Annotated in this window: 15 protein-coding genes; 11 read left to right on the top strand and 4 right to left on the bottom strand. The window is 47.9% G+C overall.

All coding sequences use genetic code 11. The features are described from left to right. Window positions 1-89 precede the first annotated feature (89 nt). Together B160_RS0118825 and trxA are read left to right on the top strand one after the other, a co-directional pair. Window positions 90-1,109 (top strand): FKBP-type peptidyl-prolyl cis-trans isomerase, encoded by a 1,020-nt coding sequence (locus tag B160_RS0118825; RefSeq protein ID WP_018629478.1) that lies wholly within the window; start codon window positions 90-92, stop codon window positions 1,107-1,109. A gap of 102 nt (window positions 1,110-1,211) precedes the next feature. After that, window positions 1,212-1,511 carry a thioredoxin gene (gene trxA, locus B160_RS0118820; protein WP_018629477.1) on the top strand — a complete coding sequence of 100 codons (300 nt, stop codon included), beginning with the start codon at window positions 1,212-1,214 and terminating at the stop codon, window positions 1,509-1,511. Between the two features lie 156 nt (window positions 1,512-1,667). Here trxA and folP read toward each other — a convergent pair whose 3' ends face one another. Continuing rightward, window positions 1,668-2,441 carry a dihydropteroate synthase gene (gene folP, locus B160_RS0118815; RefSeq protein ID WP_245562243.1) on the bottom strand — a complete coding sequence of 258 codons (774 nt, stop codon included), beginning with the start codon at window positions 2,439-2,441 and terminating at the stop codon, window positions 1,668-1,670. A gap of 133 nt (window positions 2,442-2,574) precedes the next feature. Between folP and B160_RS0118810 the strand changes: the two genes are divergently transcribed. From B160_RS0118810 to B160_RS0118795, 4 genes are read left to right on the top strand one after another with little or no spacing between them, the layout of a single operon-like run. Further along, window positions 2,575-3,138, top strand: a complete 564-nt coding sequence (locus tag B160_RS0118810; protein WP_018629475.1) for a DUF1599 domain-containing protein — start codon at window positions 2,575-2,577, stop codon at window positions 3,136-3,138. Next, the gene (locus B160_RS0118805; RefSeq protein ID WP_018629474.1) at window positions 3,135-4,250 is read left to right on the top strand and encodes a BT_3928 family protein; all 1,116 of its coding nucleotides are present in this window, start codon (window positions 3,135-3,137) and stop codon (window positions 4,248-4,250) included. The genes B160_RS0118810 and B160_RS0118805 overlap by 4 nt, the downstream gene beginning before the upstream one ends. A gap of 60 nt (window positions 4,251-4,310) precedes the next feature. Then, window positions 4,311-5,357, top strand: a complete 1,047-nt coding sequence (locus tag B160_RS0118800; protein ID WP_018629473.1) for an ABC transporter permease — start codon at window positions 4,311-4,313, stop codon at window positions 5,355-5,357. 44 nt (window positions 5,358-5,401) lie between these two features. After that, complete coding sequence (locus tag B160_RS0118795; RefSeq protein ID WP_018629472.1) at window positions 5,402-6,448, top strand: hypothetical protein; 1,047 nt, start codon at window positions 5,402-5,404, stop codon at window positions 6,446-6,448. 859 nt (window positions 6,449-7,307) lie between these two features. Here B160_RS0118795 and B160_RS0118780 read toward each other — a convergent pair. Beyond that, on the bottom strand, window positions 7,308-9,485 hold the full coding sequence (locus tag B160_RS0118780) for a 2OG-Fe(II) oxygenase (protein ID WP_083927732.1): 2,178 nt from the start codon (window positions 9,483-9,485) through the stop codon (window positions 7,308-7,310). A 132-nt stretch (window positions 9,486-9,617) separates the two neighbouring features. Further along, the gene (locus tag B160_RS0118775) at window positions 9,618-10,187 is read right to left on the bottom strand and encodes an alpha/beta fold hydrolase (protein ID WP_018629468.1); all 570 of its coding nucleotides are present in this window, start codon (window positions 10,185-10,187) and stop codon (window positions 9,618-9,620) included. A gap of 458 nt (window positions 10,188-10,645) precedes the next feature. On the opposite strand from B160_RS0118775, the gene B160_RS0118765 reads away from it, so the two are divergent. The 5 genes from B160_RS0118765 (at window position 10,646) to B160_RS0118745 (ending at window position 17,754) form a co-directional block, all read left to right on the top strand. Beyond that, entirely contained in the window at window positions 10,646-14,401 is a 3,756-nt protein-coding gene (locus B160_RS0118765; protein WP_018629466.1) for a DUF3857 domain-containing protein, read from the top strand. 437 nt (window positions 14,402-14,838) lie between these two features. Next, entirely contained in the window at window positions 14,839-15,243 is a 405-nt protein-coding gene (locus B160_RS0118760) for a VOC family protein (RefSeq protein ID WP_018629465.1), read from the top strand. Window positions 15,244-15,353: 110 nt separating this feature from the next. Further along, complete coding sequence (locus B160_RS0118755) at window positions 15,354-15,743, top strand: VOC family protein (protein WP_018629464.1); 390 nt, start codon at window positions 15,354-15,356, stop codon at window positions 15,741-15,743. A gap of 74 nt (window positions 15,744-15,817) precedes the next feature. Continuing rightward, window positions 15,818-16,756, top strand: coding sequence for a helix-turn-helix domain-containing protein (locus B160_RS0118750; protein WP_018629463.1), 939 nt, complete (start codon window positions 15,818-15,820; stop codon window positions 16,754-16,756). A gap of 233 nt (window positions 16,757-16,989) precedes the next feature. Beyond that, a complete protein-coding gene (locus tag B160_RS0118745; protein ID WP_026309861.1) occupies window positions 16,990-17,754 on the top strand; it encodes an SDR family NAD(P)-dependent oxidoreductase in 765 nt (254 codons plus the stop codon). A 194-nt stretch (window positions 17,755-17,948) separates the two neighbouring features. Here B160_RS0118745 and B160_RS0118740 read toward each other — a convergent pair whose 3' ends face one another. Continuing rightward, a complete protein-coding gene (locus B160_RS0118740) occupies window positions 17,949-20,168 on the bottom strand; it encodes an alpha-L-fucosidase (RefSeq protein ID WP_018629461.1) in 2,220 nt (739 codons plus the stop codon). Between the last annotated feature and the right edge of the window lie 34 nt (window positions 20,169-20,202).

The following is a 20,202-nucleotide window of genomic DNA, read 5'->3' as shown; positions in this document are numbered from 1 at the left end:
TGTCTTCTGTTAGAGGCGGCCATTTTAGTGCAACGGCTCTGGTTACAAACGAATCAACATCTGAATAAAAAATAACACAAAAACAAAAAATGAAACATTTAAAAACAATGGGGTTGTTGCTGTTTGCGGCAACCGCTTTTACAGCGTGTAAGAATGCGGATTACAAGACAACTTCCAGTGGTCTTAAGTATAAAATCTATGAGGGAGGAAGTAAGGATTCTACCAAGGTGGGGGATGTTCTGAAAATGAATCAATCGCTCCGTCTTGTGGGATCAAAAGATACCCTCCTGGGGCAGACCTATGGGGAAATGCCCTTTTTTACCAAGGTACAGGATCTTAAACCAATGCCCGGGCAGCCGATTTACGCACCCGATGAAATCTATAAATTCCTGAAAAAAGGCGATAGCGCTGTGGTGGTGATGTTTGTTGATTCCCTGCTGAAAAAAGGAGTTGCGCAGGAAGCACAGCTGCCGGCCTTCTTTAAGAAAGGAGATAAGATTCTGTTTACATTTAAAGTACTGGAGGTGTTTAAAAGCGACAGCCTGGCACAGATGGACTATCAAAAAGAGGGAGAAGCTTACCAGAAAAGAGAAGAGGCCAAACAAAAAGCGATCGTAGATGCGTTTGAAAAGGCCGGTGGAAAAGACAAGCAGATCAAGGATATGGAAGCCTACCTGAAAAAGAAGAATATCACTGCCGTAAAATCGCCCCTGGGCACGTTTGTGAAAGTAGACAACCCGGGCACCGGTGCCCAGGTGACCGATGGTAAATACGTGACCCTGAAATATTCCGGTAAAACGGTAGAAGGGGATAAGGCATTTGATGCCAATACGATGACCGCCCAGGTAGGTTCCGGCGGTGCCATCCCCGGTTTTGAAGACGGTTTAAAACAATTCAAAGAAGGCGGTAAAGGCGTGGTTTATATCCCCGGCTTCCTGGCCTACACCCAGGGTGTGCCTCCGGGAGCTCCGTTCAAAGCATACGATGCTTTGTATTTTGAGGTAGAGATCACGCATGTGGGAGATGCTCCTCCGCAGCAGCAGGCTCCCATGGTACTTCCGCAGGAAGCACCTAAGGCAGACACTGCAAAAGCAGGCGGTAAAAAATAGACGTGATATCCAATATGGATTTATGAGTGGCCATCCTTAAAACGGGATGGCCATTTTGATTAAGAATGGTGTGATTGTTGATACTTTTGTAAAAACAATAAGATGGCAGCTACTTTTCAGACATTGATCAATGGCGAAAAACCGGTGCTGGTCGATTTTACGGCTACCTGGTGCGGACCGTGTAAGATGATGAAACCGATCCTGGAAGAAGTAAAATCAAAGATCGGCGAAAAAGCAACGATCATTAAAATAGATATCGATGAAAGCCCGCAGGCGGCATCCTTTTATCAGGTACAGAGTGTGCCCACTCTTATATTGTTCAAAGGCGGGCAGGTCGTATGGCGGCAAAGCGGCGTGATACCTGCTGCGCAGCTTACGGGGATTCTTGAATCGGCTGTTTGATCCCGGATGCTGCAAAATAAAACGGACCGTATAAAAGCTTTGTGACGGGTGTTTGCAAAAGATGAGAAGAGAAGCAGGGAATGCGTTTCCAGGCAGACTTTGTGACAGGAAACGGAACATAGCCGGAACCGGTTATGCCGGCAGGGATACAGCAGCTTATTGCCGGCACTGCTCAATGAGAAGGATGGCCTCCATTGCTTCCTTTACATCGTGTGCCCGCAGGATGTTCGCTCCATTCATCAGGCCGATCGTATGCAGCACCGTAGTGCCGTTCAGCGCACCCTCTGCAGTAGTTCCCAGCGCCCGGTAAATGCTTCCCTTACGGCTTACACCCAGCAACAGGGGGCAGCCCAGGATCGAGAATTGCTGCAGGTTTTTCAGAAGGATAAAGTTATGTACACTGGTTTTCCCGAACCCGAAGCCGGGGTCGATGATAATGTCCCGCACCCCTGCCTTTTTTAAAGCGGCTGTTTTTTCAATAAAAAAGTCCAGGACTTCCAGGGTCACATCTGCATAATGCGGGTGTTGCTGCATGGTATCCGGCCGGCCCTGCATATGCATCAGTACATAGGGAACATTAAGGGCGGCAACGGTGGAGAACATGGCCGGATCGATCACCCCGGCACTGATATCGTTTACAACGGAAGCGCCCGCGCAAACGGCGTCTTTGGCAACGGCACTGTAAAAAGTATCTACAGAGATGATCGCTTCCGGAAATCGTTCATGCAGGGCGGTAATGGCTGGTACAACAACGGCGGCTTCCTGTTCTGCCGGCAGCAGGGTACTTCCGGGCCTGGTGCTTTGCCCGCCGATGTCCAGTATCGACGCGCCTGCCGCTAGCATCTGTTCTGCGGCCGCAAGCAATGGATCGATGGCCTGGTGACGGCTGGCGGCATAAAATGAATCGCTGGTCAGATTTAAAATGCCCATGACAACCGGCTTTTGGAGCGGAAGCAACTTTCCCCGGCAATTAAGCGTAAACATCCCGATTTGTTTGTTATTTTTGGGCGTAAAGATAATACCTTGTTGCAGGTTTCATGTTTAAAGTTTGACAGGCACTGTTATGGATAAGACAAATGAACAATACGAAGCGGTGATTCACGAATGCAAAGATGTGTTTTTGAAGAAGAACAAAGATTATGGTACCGCCTGGAGAGTGCTCCGGACCATCTCGATCGTGGACCAGATCTACATTAAGGCCCAGCGGATACGTACGATACAGGATCTGAAACAGCAAAAGGTGGCCGATGATATTGCCGGCGAGTTCAGGGGTATTATTAACTACGGGGTGATCGGGTTGATACAACTCGATCTGTCAAAGGAGGCACCGGCAGACCTGCCGGAAGACACTGTAAGGACCTATTACGACCAATACACCGGGGCGGCCCAAAAACTGATGCGGGATAAGAACCATGATTATGGCGAAGCCTGGAGGGCGATGAGCCAGGAAAGTTTTGTAGACCTTATCCTGATGAAGCTGCAGCGCATTCGTCAGATTCTCGATAATGATTATAAAACACTGATCAGTGAGGGAATCGACGCAAACTATAACGATATTATTAACTATGCTGTTTTTGCATTGATCCTGCAAAAAGAAGCGAACGGCAAAAAACAGGGAACAGCATGAAAATACTGGTTACAATTGTCCGGATTATCGTAGGGGTTCTGTTTATTTTTTCGGGCCTGATCAAAGCCAATGACCCGATAGGGCTCAGCTATAAGATGCAGGAGTTTTTTGATCTCTGGAAGATGAGCGCATGGAACGGTATCACGCTTACCTTATCGGTATTGATGATCGCCTTTGAGATCATTGCCGGAGCGGCCCTGCTATTGGGATGGAAAAAGAAACTGATCGCCTGGCTGCTGCTGCTGCTGATCGTGTTCTTTACCTTTTTAACCGGCTATGCGTATTTTTCCGGTAAATTTACCAATTGTGGTTGTTTTGGAGATTGCATTCCCATTACCTCAAAAACCTCGTTTATCAAGGATGTGGTCCTGCTCATACTGATCCTGTTCCTGTTTTTCAATTTAAAATACATCCGGCCGGTCTTCTCAAAAAACACGACCATGGTACTGCTGGTATTGAGCACGGTTCTCTCCTTTGGATTCCAATGGTACACACTGAAGTACCTGCCGGTGCTGGATTGCCTGCCTTTTAAACAGGGAAGCTTTATACCGGATAAACTCAAAGTGCCGGCCAATGCTGTGCCGGACAGTACAGAAATTACTTTTGTATATGAAAAAGAAGGGAAAAAAGTAGAGTTCAATGCCGAGCAGTTCCCGGCAGATTTTAACGATAGTACCTATAAATTTATCAGCCGGTATGACAAGTTGATAAAAGCAGGCTCAAACAATATTCCGGAGATCCGGGGGTTTGATTTTGATGATGCATCCGGTAATCGGGTTACGCAAAGCATCCTGGATGCGCCGGGCATCCTGCTGCTGTTTGCTGAAGATCTGTCTCATCCCGTGCAAGACTGGGCGGGAGCGTTTGCCCCCGTTTATAAAAGGGCACTTGAACGGCATCTGCCCGTTTATATAATCAGCAGTACGGCCATACCGGTTCAGCAGAGTATTGCCGCTACGCCATTTAAAAGTGTACCGGTACTGAGCGGCGACCGTGTGATGATCCGAATGGCGGCCCGTACCAACCCGACGCTGTACCTGCTGAAAAAAGGAACGGTGGCGGGAAAATGGAGCTACAAGAATTTTGATGATGCCCTGGAGGAATTGCGATGAACCTGCGGAACTCAGGGCCTCACGTTTCATGCTTAAGGTTCAAAGTTTAATGTTTAACGAGTGCTTCAATACATTATAAAGAAGATCGGATACGGCATACTGGTAATGGCGGGGGTGGTCATGCTCGTATTCTTCTTATTCCAGGGTTTTGGTGATCCATCCCGCCTGGTGATGGGGCAGACCGGCGATCGGAAAACGCAGGAGAACATCCGCAAAGAACTGTACCTGGACCAGCCTAAATGGAAGCAGTTCCTGCTCTACATGAACGATGTATCACCCGTTGCCATCCATGGCAAGGAAGAGATCGCTTCTAAAAAACTGAAAGGATTTTTTATTGGCGGGGAAAAAAAACTGGCCTTGAAGATCCCCTATCTGCGTCGTTCTTACCAAACAAAAAGAGAGGTGACGGGTGTTCTGATGGAAGCGCTGCCCGGAACCATCATGCTTACAATGGCAGCAATGGTGCTGGCCATAGTAGTGGGGATCCCACTGGGTGTGGTTGCAGCGGTGCGGCAAAACTCGTGGCTGGACACCGGCGCGATCTTTTCGAGCATCATCGGAATTTCGGCGCCCTCGTTCTTTATGGGGATCATTATTGCTTACGTTTTTGGCTTTGTACTTACCCGGTACACCGGTTTGCACATTACCGGCAACTGGTTCGATATGGATGCAACAACCGGTCAGCGGGTCTTTTCGCTAAAGAACATGATCCTTCCTGCAATAACGCTCGGCATCCGTCCGCTAGCCATCATCACACAGCTTACAAGGAGCGCTATGCTGGATGTGCTGGACCAGGATTATATCCGCACGGCCTATGCCAAAGGGTTGCGCAAGCGGGCGGTGATCTGGAAGCATGGATTAAAGAATGCGCTTAACCCGGTCATTACTGCGGTTACCGGCTGGTTTGCGGAATTGCTTGCGGGTGCTTTCTTTGTCGAATATATATTTGGCTGGCAGGGGATCGGAAAGGTGACTGTGGACGCGCTGGAGAAACTGGACTACCCCGTGGTAATGGGGTCTGTACTGATTTCTGCGGCGTTCTTTGTGATCATGAATATTGTTGCCGATATCCTGTACGGCGTGTTTGACCCACGGGTTCGGATCTGACCTAATGCTGAACGGTTGATTTTTGTTTACGCTTAATGATAAAAATGAAAAGATACGGTCTACTGCTGCTTGTTGCTTTACTGCTTAACGGGCTTGTTTCCGCTCAGGAAGATACTTCAAAAACGGCACTTCGCAAGAAGTACGAAAATTCAGATATCCATAAGGAATTAAAGAAAAAAATGACGACGGATCGCAGCTACCCGGACAGTATCATATTGGCGCCGCTGCATTTCATCAATACCACCATTACGCTGGATACTCCGGCAGTATTGTTTGAACGTTTTTCTGTAGATGTGCATATTGCAACCCCTATACCAGATGATTACCGTTTTTATATTTCCCCTTTCAATGGTACGTTGAACGGGATGCAGTTTTATGGAGGGATCCAGACTGCGTCGGATGGAAAACCGGTAGATGGCGGCAACAGCAGGGGGATCGGCCGTGGAGGCATCTTTTCGCGATGGATGGAGCGGAACAGGAACGCGTTAAAAACAGATGGCTACTATGCCAGCAGTGATGCCGAGGGGGATTTTATCAGTGTGCGCAATAAAGTGATCTGGGATAAAGGACACTACCGGCTTACATTATATAAGTCGGGATATGTTCCCGGGAAAGCGGTTCCGGATTCGTTCCTGAAAAAAAAGATCATCTTTTCCTGGGGCGAGTATGAGCACAGCTGGGTGACCATGGAAGTGGAGGACCTCGACCGGCATCAAAAATTTGTTATTGGCTCCCTGGCTTTTCCGGGCAAGCACCTGCGGTTTGGCGGTTGGGAAGGGATCTTCCTGGAGCAATACGGGACCATCATAAATTTTGCAGCGCAAAAGCCTGCTATCGGTGGAAGGGTGACCAACTATAAAGAGCTGCCTGTAGTGCGCCTGAGCATTAGCAATATACAACTGAACGGGAAGCGGATCCATCCGCTGAAGGTGCAGACCTATCACAACCGCACCCACCACCCGGAACAGTCCAAAATACCAATGCCGCTCCCGCTGCTGTCAAAGTCATCTTATAATGCAAAAACAGGAGTGATCGAATATGAGGCAGGAGCCTTTCAAAGCTGGCAAACACCCGCCAAACCGGATCTTTAGCCCGGCCGTTACTTTTGAAAGTGATTGAATGGCCTGTTTCTATCCTGCCGGCCCAGCTTCAATTTCTGTATCGCCTGCTGCAACGTAGTTTTCCGGTTTTGTGAATGTATGTTGATTAGGGAAATCTTTGAAATGCAAAGAAGTAAGTATAAACCTCTGATCCGATTGCTGGAGAATGCGTATATACGAGACAGTTTCTTGCATAAAGAGCAAATGCCTAATAAAAAATCTGGTAGTCGACGGCGCAAACGCCCGGTTAAGATAAAATACAGCGATACTTAAAAAAAATATATTGTAAACTAAGCTTGGCTCTTTTGATTTCTGCATTTTGTGAGCAGCACCTGTAAGGGTTCTTCAAGTAGCTCAGAGTTTAAGATCAGTGTCTTTAAATCAACGCTTGCTACATATTTAGGTGAGAACTGATCGATTGAATACCACGTAGAATAAGCCATAGCACTAAAAAAAGCATTGACTTCCTTGTGTTGCTCGTTGTTTGGAGGATCATATCCAATCTTTTATTCCGAAACGGCTCCGTTGTTCTACCTTTGAGATTATCCGTCAAACAGGTTACTTTCTCAATAAAATCATTTTCGAAATGATTCAAAGACAAAAGGAAGTCAGCTTAATAATCGGGCGTTTCCAGGATCTTAGAAATATGAGCCTTGTCTTTTATCTTGATTACCGTATGGGTACTATACTCATAAAAACCCAGTACTTCCCGGACACGCTCCATGTTGAAAGGTCCTGTTTGCATTTAGTACCAAAAAGGGACCGAACTGGTCAGTATGCGGAAAAACAAAAGTGCATGTAAGGTCTGAATAGAAAGAAGGCCTAAATTGTATGTTTCGTCTCTCGCTTTTTATTTATTCAACTTTTCCAATAAAGTCACATCTTCCTTCCAATCCTTCATCTGGCGCTGGTAGGTTGCCTTGGTTTTCGTGATCCGAAGGGTATGCGGTGAACCTGTTTTTATGGTTTCTGTTTTTAAATCGATGATTACATTTTCGATGGCATTCTCTAAAGCGGATCTTTCGGCCTGGTTCTTCCGGAAATCAAAGATATGCTCTGTTGGAGAGGCTAAAAAGGCGTTTAATAACTGCCACTCTTTGGAGTTTTGTTTGGTATCGGGCAGCGGGCGACTCCAATCCGGTGGCGGCTGTGGTTGTTGATCTGCCCTTTGCTGTAAATAATCCCGGCAGGATTGCAGCAGCCCGTTCGTAAGCTTTGAGCTGTCTTTTACCTGCAGCAGCAAGGGTGCCAAAACTTTGTGTACATACGATCGCTGAAGGTCCTTTGTAAGAATTGGTATGATTTCCTGTATCCATGCAGCGACAGGTGACGCATTTTTCGCCATCCAAAGTAGGTGATGAAGTGTTCCGGCATCTACACGGCCAGGATCCCTGCTATACACGCTTTTAAAATAACCGGGTAAATCACCAGTTTGTGCCGCTGCAAGGGAGTGCAACTTCTTATCGCCAGCCATTTCCTGCAGCACAGCTACCAGCTGCTTCAGCACGGGAAGTGTGATGATTTCTGTAAGTTTTTCAAAAGTTCCGGCTGTTACGTCCGCGGGGATATTGTTAAAAATGCTGATCCATTTTACCGGATCGATCTTTATAAAATACGATTGCAAAATAGCTGTATTTAACTCCGGCAGGAAGGTCTTATCACTCCGGGTTACCAGCCAGTCTGCAAGGACATTATAATTGGCTGCTTTTTCAGTCTGGCGATCACTATTGAATCCCGTCGACACAATAAACTCCACGGAGGTGGCCTCCGCAGCTGTTATTTGTTTGGTGCGATTGAAATGACTGATCCAGTTCAGCTGGCTCGCTGCACCTTGCGTCAGCAGCAGGCGAGCGTTAACGTCCGGAGACCAGATCATTACCGCGCCATAATGATACCAATGCATCAGATCCGGACCGTAGTTGCCCATATAGCCGGTTGATTCTTTTACAATAGGTTCACCCTCATCCAATGCAAAGGAAGTGATGAGCTCGTGCTCTTCAAAGGATACATTATCCAGGGGTGGCAAGTCGTTTTTTGCCCAATGCTCAATGCTGAGCGACTGATCGTACACTTCATCCATCTCCGCATCACTATCGTCCTCCTCGTCGTCATAATAACCACCATAAGCAGGAGCTCCGGAAAGAAAGGAGGTTACCAGGCACAGCCGGGCATAATAGCCCGATTTTTGTGCCGCCTGCAGCAAGGTCTCGGCTTTAGCCCGGTCATTTAGCTTGAGTGTGTCATAGGAAAAATTTTCGGGCGTATACTGGTGCCCCAGTAAAACAATCGCCGGTTGCGGATTTTCCTGTGCCTGATGTTGGATCAGCAGCTCTGCCAGCCGGGCTGCATGTGTTTGTACCGATTGCAAGGCTATTTTTTTGCCTGCCTTCTCCTGTACCAGATTATATACCAGGCAAACCCTGTAACCCGAGCCAAGGGGTTTTACTTCATGATCACAATCGGCATAGAAAGCAGCATAATTAATGGCATAAGGATCCGCGCTGCGGGCAAAGTCTGCTGTTTCCTTTACTCCCTCAAAATGAATGACCAGTTCCCCGCCGGTATGGGAGGAGGGAAGCCCGATGACTAGGGAGCCAAACATGCCCTTTTCTTTTTCAGTGTCCTTATGGGGCAGAAAAAAATCGCCCTCTTTATAGACAAGTAATTTATAAAGATGCGCAGCAATGGTATAGTCTTCCAGCCCAAGATCCGATTTTACATTTGTGAGGGTTTTTTTCATTAACTTTTCCCATGCGGGGTTTTTGAAGGAAATCTTGACAGCATCTATCTCCCGGGCGCTTCTTACTTTATCATCGTAGATCGTGTTCCGGCCCTGGCCGAAAGGTGCTTTTTGTGCTGCTCCGATCAGGGCAAGTGCCTGGATCTTATTTATGGGAAAAGCAATTTCCCCCAAACCTTCTACTATAAGTCCCGGGAAGGCAAAATCAGTTGTACCGATACTGGCGAACCGGCCACTACCTTTTAATTGTCTGAGTGTCTCAAGTATGTTCTGTTTGATCCGAGGCATAGAATACATGTAAAGATTCCTGCGCAATTTAGCTCTTAAACCCTGAAAAATAGTAGAAGCCATCTATGATATTCAAAGCTCTTTGTGGGGCAGATGGATATTAAGGGCAGAAGCCTGGTTGATAAAATGGTCTTATTCGTTTTTGTACACTGTGAGTTCTTTTATATCCGCCGCAACTACCGACAGATCATCATTCAACTGGTGCCCACCGCTGGCCAGCTCCCGGAAAACGGCCCGGGGCAGCTGTTGCCGGTAGCGGGTGAAATGATCAAACGGCACCACTTCATCATCCCGGCACTGATAGAAAAACAGGGGGATGTCCCCGGGCAGGCGCTCCGCAAAACCTTCCTGTAACTTTAGCGGCTGTACCCAGTCTGCATCGCCATTCCAAAAGGGTGGGGCCACCAGGAATACTCCGGCAATGCGTGTTTTAACGGTATTTTCTGAAAGGTATTTAATCAGCAGGGATGCACCCAGGGAGTGACCCGCCAATATTAATCCGTCTTTAGCTGCAGCAACCTGTTCGCTGATCTGGCGAAGCCATTGCGGCGCGAAGTCCGGCGCGGTTTCATCAGCTAGCATTTGCGGGTAATGCACCTGGTAACCGGTACTCAGTGCGGCCTGTAGGGAGGTCACCATTTGTACATCGGCTTTGTAGCCGCCGTTGCCACCGCCCTGTATAAAAAGTACCCGTTTGCTCATATGAATTTATATATTGATGGAATTGAACAAATACTGTTGCGGAAGGATGCTTCTCATGGTATCCGCATGTGATCGATTCAGGTTTAAGGATAAAGATATTTGCTGTATGAAGATATGTAAAATAGGTTTTGCGCGTATGCGAACCCGGTGTTCCCGGCAGATCCCGCTTACATTTCTGCAGAAGATCTACGTTATCCGTGGAGCATCATTGCTGCTGATTTTTGCCGATCTGCAAAGCCTTCAAGAAGCCAGGCGATTAACCGTAATGCGTAATTTATTGGCCGCGAGGCCATTATTGCTGTAGGGGGTTTTGGTCCCGTTCCGCCTACGGCGAAGTGGCCTCCGTAAAATATTTATAACCCAAACGATCAGATAATTTCATATATTGTTGCGATTTTTGGGCTATTGAAAAACCTGTAAAACATAGAAGCCTGAACCTGTATAAAACTACGAGGAGAATGAGAAAATATACACTGCTTATGGTGGTGTGCCTGGCAACCGGTATTGCTGCCCTTGCACAAAACAATTATCAAAAAGCATGGACCGCATTGAACAGCAACGACCGCGCTGCAGCCGCCGGCTTTTTAAAAGAAGCGCAAAAAGACCCCCAGACACATGGGCAGGCATTTATTACCGATTTATTGCTCCAAACCTTTAACCGCAATGAAGAAAGCATTAAGCGGTTTGCAGATTCTGTTTATGAACAAATAGATGATCCCTACCCCTATATTTATGCCCTTTGGTTTAACAAGGCCGTTACGGGGGCGCATGGGGTTAAAAAAAAGCCGTACCAGGCCGGTATGGCGCAAAAGCTTATAGCAGACAGGAACGCCCCTGTGTTGTTAAGAACATCTGCCAGCTATATACTGGCGGGTAACGCAATCCTATCCGGCCATTTTGCTGCTGGCGCGCCCTATATACAAGCGATAAACTCCATACGCAACTGGCAACTGGCCGGGCCGTTTGAGAACCTTTCCGGAAGCGGCTTTTATAATGAATATGACCCGCTGAAGCACCCGGAACCCAGCGCCGTTTTTACGAACGCATCGGGCAATAGCATCAAATGGTTTACCCCCGCATTTGAAAATAACGATGGCTGGATCCAAACCGGATTTTCAATACCGGGCAGTGCCGGCATTGTTTATGCCCAGACCTTTGTGGAGGCGCCTGAAGAAAAAGCCGTTATACTGGGTATGGGGTTTGGAGGAAACCTGAAGCTTTGGCTGAACGACCAGCTGATGATCTCAGAACCGAGGGAGCGACTTACCGACTTTGATTCCTATTGCGTAAAGGGGGTATTGAAAAAGGGTACCAACCGGGTGCTGGTGCAGCTGGGATATTCCAATAACCTGTACCCCAACTTTGCCCTCCGGATCATGGATGAAGGGGGGAAGCCTGTGGGCGTAAACGGCTCTACGGTATATAAGGCGTATGCCCAACAGGATGCAACAGTGCCGCCACCGGCGCTGTTGCATCATTTTGCAGAACAATATTTTGAAAGCCGGCTGGCAAAAGATTCCGCAGACCTGCTTAACTATGTGTTGCTGACCAATTGCTACCTGCGCAGTAAAAAAACAGAACAGGCAAAACGGATCATTAACCAGGCCCTGGTAAAAGCTCCGGGTAATTCCTTATTAAGATCCATATACATTGATGTTCTTTCTGCCGAAGGAAATAATACGCTTCTGAAAACAGAGAACGAGCGCCTGATGCGCCTGGACAGTAACAGTGAAATGGCCATGAACCTGTACATGCAGCAACTGAATAAAGACCAGAAATATACCGAACTGGAAAATAAACGGAACCGGTATATACAATTATATGGGGAGAATGAACTGACAGACGGGCATTATGTTTTGCTGAAGGCAAAGGATGAAAAACTGGAGGAGATGGTAGACATTGCAGAAAAGATGTACCAGCGTTATCCGGATAACCCTGAAATACAAGCCGGCATTTATAAATTAAGAAAATCGATCGGGAAGGCACCGGACAGCGCGCTGGGAGTGTACCGGCAGTTTTTTAAAAATAACTATCACTACAATGTGTTTTACCAATATCTAGCTGCGCTTCTGGATAACGGTAAAAAAAAGGACTACCAGTTATTATTGGAAGAGCAGATAAAGAAATTTCCGCATGTTGCTCCATTTTACATTACGCTGTCTGAATTTTATCTGACGGAAAAGCAGTATGACCGGTCCGAAAAATATGCGCTTGCCGCATTGGCCATCAACCCTTATTCTGATGCTTACTGGAAACTGCTGGGCGATATACGGAACCAAAAAAATGAGACCGCCGCTGCACTGGAAGCTTATCATACCTCGCTGAAGTACAACCCCAGCCAATACGAGCTGATAGCTGTAATAAGAAAACTGGAAGGGAAGAGCGAGGCCTATAAATTACTGCCTGTTGTTGATGAAGATAAGATTATCAGCAGCGATGATTATAAGGGAGCCGATAAGGAGAAGGCCGGTTATTATTTTTTACTGGATCAAAGGGATATGATCCTGTACCCGGACGGGGGAAATGAGCAATATGTTACCTCGCTGATAAAAATTGTTAATGAAAGCGGTATTGAAGGGTATAAAGAGGTATCGCTAAGGCGTGAAAGCAATCAATCCCTGCTGATTGAAAAGGCTGAAGTGATCAAAAAAGACAAACGGATACAGGGTGAAAAAAACGGAACAGACATTGTGTTTACGAACCTGGAAGCCGGGGACGTCGTTTTTATCCGGTACCGGCTGCAACGGTTTGCAGAAGGGCATTTTGCCAGGGAGATTACAGACCGGTATTTCTTTACAGGAAATGTGTACTGCTACGCTTCAAGATATACATTGCTGGCCCCGCCGGAAGCGCCGGTCCAGTACCGGTTTAGCAGGGACAGCATCCGCCCCCGAAAAAGCAGCGCGGAAGATTTTACAAAATATTCCTGGGAGGTGCTTCATGCATCTCCCGAAAAAGATGAGCCATTGATGCCCGGCCTTACGGATGTAGCCAATGTCCTGCATATTTCTACCATACCCGATTGGGGCAAAATAACCACCTGGTATGCAGATGTGACCAATTATAACGAAATTGAACCGGAAGTAACGGATGCCTATAATACTTTGTTTTTGGCCGGTGCAAAGCCGGAAAGCCAGTTTGCCAAAGCAAAGCGCATTTATAATTACATTGAGAATAATATTCATTACAGCTCGGTGGCCTTCCGGCAAAGCGGGTACATTCCACAAAAACCTTCAGTGACCCTTAATACACAGCTGGGCGATTGTAAGGATCTATCCCGGCTGTTTGTAGCCTTGTGCCATCAAGCAGGGATCACTGCGAATATGGTGCTGATCGATACACGTAACAACGGAACGAAGGATATGCTGCTGCCGGGGATGGATTTTAACCATTGTATTGCCAAAGCCACGCTGGATCACAAAGACTATTTTATTGAACTGACCGATAACAATCTGCCTTTTGCGGCATTACCCAACAGTCTTAGCGGTGCGCTGATGCTGGACATCCCGGTATACCCGGCTTTGCCTTCCTCCGGGGCAGCATACCTGCATACCCAAAACAGGTTGAAGGATAAAGTGGTGCGGACCATTGAGATCCACCCCCAGGGATCCAACCTGCTGTACACTAACAAAGTGATCAAATCAGGACATTTGGCAGCAGATCTGCGTGCGGATTTCCGGCACAAAGATGAACAGCAGCAGCTCCGGGATATGGAAGCGTCTGTAGCAAGGGGATACTCTACAGGAGTGAAACTGAAGGAACTCCGGTTTTCCGGACTGGATGATCCGGCGGATTCCGCACAATACGCGTTTTCCTATGTGGTAAATGACCAGGTTTCAGAGGTAGGGGCAATGAATGTATTTAAGATCAATTATCATGATGTGGTGGCAACCATGGACAAGTTTCCTGCGGAAAAAAGAACGCAACCCATTGAATACTGGAACTATGAAAATACAGATGCATATGAAACAAGGGTAACCATTTATGCACCAAAGGGGATGAAGTTTACGACCCCTCCGGCTTCCGTGTCCTTAACATATAAAGACCTGGCATATACCTTGCAGTTTCATCCGGCTTCACCCGGCAAACTGGAGGTTACCCGTAAGTTTACCAATAGCCGGCGGCAATTTTATGCGGCGGAAGATTATGATGGTTTGCGGTCTTTTTTTGAAAAAATTGTAAAAGCGGAGCAGAAGTTTATCGGGTACCAGTGATAATGAAGGTTTCCGGATAGTGAAAAGGGCTATTGTTGAAAAGAAGGGTAGGGTAATGTAAAAAAAAGCATAAGCCTTAAAAAATAAAACAGGTTCAGTGCGTTCTATTTTGGAACGTTCGGAAATCCAAGTTTATCAGGTCTATTTATTTAATTAGCATGTTTCCAGGAAACAACTTGTGCAGTTTCTGCACAAATTAAAAGACTGATGATCGCTGCAAGCAATATAAAATAACCATATGCGACGGCAATGCAACACTTTGTACAAAAGGCGTACTGCCAGTCAGGCATAATACGAAAAATATAGTTTTCGCCCCAACTATTTCCAAAATAGAAAATGTTCGGGTAGTTGTCGCAACAACCCATATATATTGTCGGATTGACAAACAATTCCTTTTTGGAGATTTACTAATTTAGCAGGAAACAAAAAATAAACAAATGAAACAGGTGTTTATCAATCTGGCCGTAAAGGATGTGAACCGGTCGATGGAGTTTTACGCAAAATTTGGATTTACCAATAATCCGCAGTTTTCTGATGATTCCGGAAAATGCATGGTATGGAGCGAACATATTTTCCTGATGATCCTGAGCCACGAGAAGTTTAGCAGTTTTGTGAACAAGCCCATTGCGGACACCAAAACGAATGTTGCCGGGTTATTTGCACTAAGCCTTGACAGTGTGGACCAGGTAAATGAAATGGCAGAGAACGGGCTGAAAGCGGGGGGTACAGAACCCGTACCGGCAAAGGATTATGGTTTTATGCAAACAAGGAATATTGAAGATTACGACGGCCATACCTGGGAGCTGTTTTTTATGGATATGAGCAAGTTTCCAAAAGAATAGGCGAAGGCAAAACCGGTGGTGCACCCTATTGATGACAGGGAAGGATCCGCGCCTGAGTAGCGCGGATCCTTTTGTTGTTATAAGCGCACTTTTTTGCTAAATTTATACCTATGAATAGCAGCATTTTCTTCGCTCCCGAACTCTTTATCCCCAACGGCGTACGTGATATTTCCTTTTATGAAAAAGCATTTGGAGCCATAGAGCTCCGGCGTTTTTCCAATGAAGACGGCAGCATTCATGTGTCTGAACTAAGCATCGACAGCGCTTTGTTTCATTTGCATGAAACGACTGCGAAGCCGTATTATTTTTCGCCCGGTGCGCATAAAGGCACCACTGTTTGCATTGGCCTTTTTGTGGCGGATGTAGATGGTACCATGAAACATGCCATCCTTGCAGGTGCTGAAGAAGTCAGCCCGGCGCAGGATTACGACTATGGATACCGGCAGGGCAGTATCAAAGACCCGTTTGGACACTACTGGCAGCTGCAACAACGGCTGTAAGCCGAGGGTATCTGGCCATGTGTTCAGCAATAGATCCATTTTTGTGTATCTTGCTGATTGAATTTTGCAATTTTATGACTGTGATGAAGCCTACTTCGCTGGAAGCGTTTTATGAAGAAGCGGCAGTGTGGACCGGTAAAGACGTGAACGCACTGTTGCCACCCGGCATTGGCAAAGAGATCGGGCATTTTAATGTTTTTGACATTGCCGCCACGATAGAAGCGGTGAAGCGGAAAAAAGCCATGCCCTATAACCGGAGGGCCTACTATAAGATCAGCCTGATCCGCGGGCGGAACCGGGCGGAGTATGCCGATAAGGTGATTGAGATCACCGGCAATGCCCTGCTGTTTGCCACGCCAAAAGTGCCCTATCACTGGATTCCCCAGGACCCGCACCAGGGCGGTCAGTTTTGTGTGTTTACAGATGCTTTCCTGATCAAAAATAAAAGCGGGGTAGTGCTGGAAGATCTTCCGATCTTTCAACCGGGCGGTTACCCGGTTTTTGAGATCACGGATGAGCAGGCGGTGGAAATAGGGCAGGTGTTTGCAAAAATGAAAATAGAGATCGCTTCGGATTATGCCTTTAAATATGACCTGCTGCGCAACTATGTACTGGAACTGATCCACTACGGACAAAAGCTGCAGCCGGTTACGGCCCTTGCCTCCAGTCCCAATGCGGCGGCCCGTGTCACCGCGCTGTTTGTCGAGCTGCTGGAGCGGCAATTTCCGATTGAATCGCCGCAGCAGCAACTGCAGTTGCGCACGGCCGGGGACTATGCCAGCCGCCTGGCAGTGCATGTGAACCACCTTAATAAAGTATTAAAAGAACATACCGGTAAGACCACCACAGCCCTGATCAGCAACCGGATATTGCAGGAGGCAAAGATCTTATTGAAGCAAACCGACTGGACGGTTTCGGAGATCGCCTGCAGCCTGGGTTTTGAAGAAGTGGCGCATTTTTCAAATTTCTTTAAAAAGCAAACTACGGTTACGCCGGCGACTTTTCGCATATGACCGCCTGGGCTCCCGGAACGGCGGCTTACCAGGTGTGCGGTGCCGGTCTGTTTGTTGGCAATTTATCATGACGACAGGGCTATGCGCAATACCAACAAAGAGGTAAGCACCATAATACCATCGATTTTTTGGGTCTGACGGATTTATTTGATTTTTGCAAAGAATGGATTGATGTTTGCAACAATCGTTATTACAGGTTGTTGCAATTTTGTGGTATTAAAAGGATCAAAAATATGAATGTAAAAAACAAAATTGCCCTTGTAACCGGTGGCAGCCGCGGCCTGGGCCGGAACATGGCCATCAGCCTTGCAAAAAAGGGCATCGATGTGGTACTAACCTATAACAGCAATAGAGCGGCAGCAGACGCCGTGGTTGCGGAGATACTGGCGCTGGGACAACAGGCAGCAGCCTTCCAGCTGGATACCAGTAGTACAGCTGCATTTGACGGATTTATCAAACAGGTAACGGACCATTTGCAGGAGCGCACGGGCAGCCCAAATATTGATTTCCTGATCAACAACGCCGGTACCGGGTTGTACGTGCTGGCTGCGGACACCACGGAGCAACAGCTGGACGCAATGATGAATATTCACTATAAAGGCGTCTTTTTTCTTACTCAAAAAGTGCTGCCTTTTATCAATGACGGTGGGGGTATCATCAATATCTCTTCGGGATTGGCACGGTTCACCATTCCCGGCTCTTCCGTATATGCCTCTATGAAGGCTGCTGTGGAAGTGCTGACCCGCTACCTGGCCAAGGAATTGGGTGGCCGGAAGATCCGTGTGAACGTCGTAGCGCCTGGTGCTATTGAAACCGATTTTGGCGGTGGCCGTACACGCGATAACAAGGAGATCAACGCACAGATAGCCGGTGTTACCGCCCTGGGGCGGGTGGGCCTGCCGGATGATATCGGCGGGGTGGTGGCATTCCTGTGCACGGAAGAAGCCCGCTGGATCACGGGGCAGCGGATTGAAGTGTCTGGCGGACAGGGGTTGTAAGCCCTCCGTTTTTTTACCGTGGTGTGTTATTTTCCATGCTGATTTTTTGCACGGACGTACGGGCAAACGAAAGCCGGTATATGGTTGATCGCCGTTCTGAACTTTTGCCCGGGCAGAAGTTCACCATAAGTGAGGTAGGTTTGGGCGGCCAGACGGCAAACGGCTCATTGAAGTTCAATGTAAGGCCTTCTCCATTACTCAAAAAAATCCAGCTCTGCGATGGATAGGCGGGCATCATCGGCAGCGGTTTCCGTAGCCGCTATACGGATGTACCGCGTTGTTAAGGGCCGCGGGAACGGATGGATGCGTGTAACCGGATCATTGATAAGGTTGCCAAACTCGAAGCTGTCCGCATCGGTCCAATTGCTGCCATCCGTGCTGATCTGTATCTTTCCTTTGCTCATGAGTCCCTCTTTGGTTTGGGTTTGCGGAGTATAAGAAAAACGTTTGAGGGTGTAGGCTTTTCCCAGGTCCAGCGCCATAAACCCATGACCGGATGCAGGGTTTGACTGCCACCAGGTTTTTTCATTGGCATCAAAAGCCAATGCAGTGCCATGTTTTTCCATGGTGCTGCCTGCGGCCAGCAGTTTCCAGTCCTGTTTTAAGATGCCGAATGTTTGGCTGGCCACAGGGCCGGTACCGTTCCTGCTGATGGCCACTGCTTTTACTTGCCCGTTGGCAAGGGGAAATGGACCGGTATATAGTGGAGAAATACGGTTGGGCGCTTTGCCGTTGGTCGTATAATGGAGCTCAAAACCGGTACCCAGGTTGTGCATCGCATTTTCTCCATGGGGCTTCCAGTTAAATTCCGGCTGGTAGGGGGCAATAGAGACCATGCCGGTTACACTCCGCGATAGTTGCAGCTGCGGCGGGCGCATTTTGTAATAGTGCGCGGTGATATTGCTGATCGCAGGTGTAGCTCTTGCGTGAAGGATCCGGATCCGGAATTGGTTGGAAGTGGTCTCGGGGAAACGCAGGATGCGTTTGTAACCAATATTGGTGGCCGCGGCAATTTCTTTCCATTGCCCGTTGATCCAGGCATCCACGGCATGTTGCTCCACACGTTCGCCCTGTGTAGTAATGGCTTCCTGCAGCACCAGGCGGTTGATGGTAACGGGACGGGGAGTGTGGATGATGATCACAGGCCGGCTTCCCTTTAGCGATGCGAAACTCAACGGATCTGCGTCCAGCACGGGTTTGGGACCTGTTGCGTTTTTAAACAGGTTGACGCCATAGGTTTTGCGGATGCGATTGCCGGCTTCGTTTAATACGGCTACGTCTTCATTGGAAAACCGTCCCTCCCGGTTAGGGGGAATATTGAGCAGGAAGGTGGAATTGCCACCCACCGCGCGTTCATAAATATCAAACACATCATCGGCGCTGCGTACTTTTTGAGCTGTTTCATCGCGGTAGAACCAGCCCTCCCGTATAGAGGTATTGGTTTCTGCCTGCTGGTAATGCAGGTAACGGGCTTTGTACAGCTGTTCCCGGCTGCCCAGGTCGTTGGCCGTAAGATCCGGGTAGCTGTTCATCTGATCGGGATTGTTCTTGAAGGGGATCACATTCCATTCCGTACTTCTTGTTTTGCCAGCCTCATTGCCACACCAGCGGATGTCCTGTTTGCCAAAGATGACCGCCTTTGGAGCCAGGGTGTGGATGAGTTTTTTCCAGGCGGCATAGTTGTATTGCTGGCCGCCCTTGGTTTTGGGATGGGCGCCGTCGAACCATACCTCGTCCACCGGTCCGTATTCAGTAAGCAGCTCAAACAGCTGGTTCATAAAATATTCATTGTAGTCATCCACTTCGAACTGAAAGGTGGTTTTATTCTTAAACGGGCGACCGGCTACCGGGCGGGGAATGGTGCGCCTGGTGTATTTGCTCAGGTTGCCATAGAGCCCGTTGGGACTTTCGATCTGGAACAGGTCGGCCGGGGAAAGATAGATGCCCAGCTTTAGCCCGTATTTTTTGCAGGAAGCGCTGAGATCCTTTAAGATATCGCCTTTACCATTGCGAAAACCGGTAGACATGATGCCATGCGTGGTGTAACGGCTTTGCCAGAGCACAAATCCGTCGTGGTGTTTTACAGTAAGGATCACCATCTTCATACCCGCGGCCTTCATGGCAGTGCACCACTGGTCGGTATCCAGCGTTTTCAGATCAAAGACCTTCGGATCTTCCATTCCGTTGCCCCATTCCTTACGGGTAAAGGTATTGGGCCCCAGGTGCACAAAGGCGATGAACTCATTGCGAAGGGCCGCATATTGATTGGCGGTGGGCACTACCTGCGCTGCCTTGCTGATGATGGTTGCTTTGGAATCACCCCGGAGAATCGGAATCGTGTTGGCCGGTTGAATGGTTTGCGAAAAAACCGGTACCGGAAAGATCAGCAGGAAGAAAAGAGTTTTGATATTCATGAGGCCGTTATCGGGGTTGTTTGAATTTTTGAAA

The organism is Niabella aurantiaca DSM 17617 (assembly GCF_000374125.1).
Taxonomy (GTDB): domain Bacteria; phylum Bacteroidota; class Bacteroidia; order Chitinophagales; family Chitinophagaceae; genus Niabella; species Niabella aurantiaca.
The sequence above is the reverse complement of the archived record's forward strand: the minus strand, read 5'-3'. Positions and strand labels throughout refer to the sequence as shown.

What these genes read in the sequence shown, in the direction of transcription:
- B160_RS0118825 (WP_018629478.1), top strand. Translation starts at nt 90, where the DNA reads ATGAAACATTTAAAAACAATGGGGTTGTTGCTGTTTGCGGCAACCGCT.
- trxA (WP_018629477.1), top strand. Translation starts at nt 1,212, where the DNA reads ATGGCAGCTACTTTTCAGACATTGATCAATGGCGAAAAACCGGTGCTG.
- folP (WP_245562243.1), bottom strand. Translation starts at nt 2,441, where the DNA reads ATGGGCATTTTAAATCTGACCAGCGATTCATTTTATGCCGCCAGCCGT.
- B160_RS0118810 (WP_018629475.1), top strand. Translation starts at nt 2,575, where the DNA reads ATGGATAAGACAAATGAACAATACGAAGCGGTGATTCACGAATGCAAA.
- B160_RS0118805 (WP_018629474.1), top strand. Translation starts at nt 3,135, where the DNA reads ATGAAAATACTGGTTACAATTGTCCGGATTATCGTAGGGGTTCTGTTT.
- B160_RS0118795 (WP_018629472.1), top strand. Translation starts at nt 5,402, where the DNA reads ATGAAAAGATACGGTCTACTGCTGCTTGTTGCTTTACTGCTTAACGGG.
- B160_RS0118780 (WP_083927732.1), bottom strand. Translation starts at nt 9,485, where the DNA reads ATGCCTCGGATCAAACAGAACATACTTGAGACACTCAGACAATTAAAA.
- B160_RS0118775 (WP_018629468.1), bottom strand. Translation starts at nt 10,187, where the DNA reads ATGAGCAAACGGGTACTTTTTATACAGGGCGGTGGCAACGGCGGCTAC.
- B160_RS0118765 (WP_018629466.1), top strand. Translation starts at nt 10,646, where the DNA reads ATGAGAAAATATACACTGCTTATGGTGGTGTGCCTGGCAACCGGTATT.
- B160_RS0118760 (WP_018629465.1), top strand. Translation starts at nt 14,839, where the DNA reads ATGAAACAGGTGTTTATCAATCTGGCCGTAAAGGATGTGAACCGGTCG.
- B160_RS0118755 (WP_018629464.1), top strand. Translation starts at nt 15,354, where the DNA reads ATGAATAGCAGCATTTTCTTCGCTCCCGAACTCTTTATCCCCAACGGC.
- B160_RS0118750 (WP_018629463.1), top strand. Translation starts at nt 15,818, where the DNA reads ATGACTGTGATGAAGCCTACTTCGCTGGAAGCGTTTTATGAAGAAGCG.
- B160_RS0118745 (WP_026309861.1), top strand. Translation starts at nt 16,990, where the DNA reads ATGAATGTAAAAAACAAAATTGCCCTTGTAACCGGTGGCAGCCGCGGC.
- B160_RS0118740 (WP_018629461.1), bottom strand. Translation starts at nt 20,168, where the DNA reads ATGAATATCAAAACTCTTTTCTTCCTGCTGATCTTTCCGGTACCGGTT.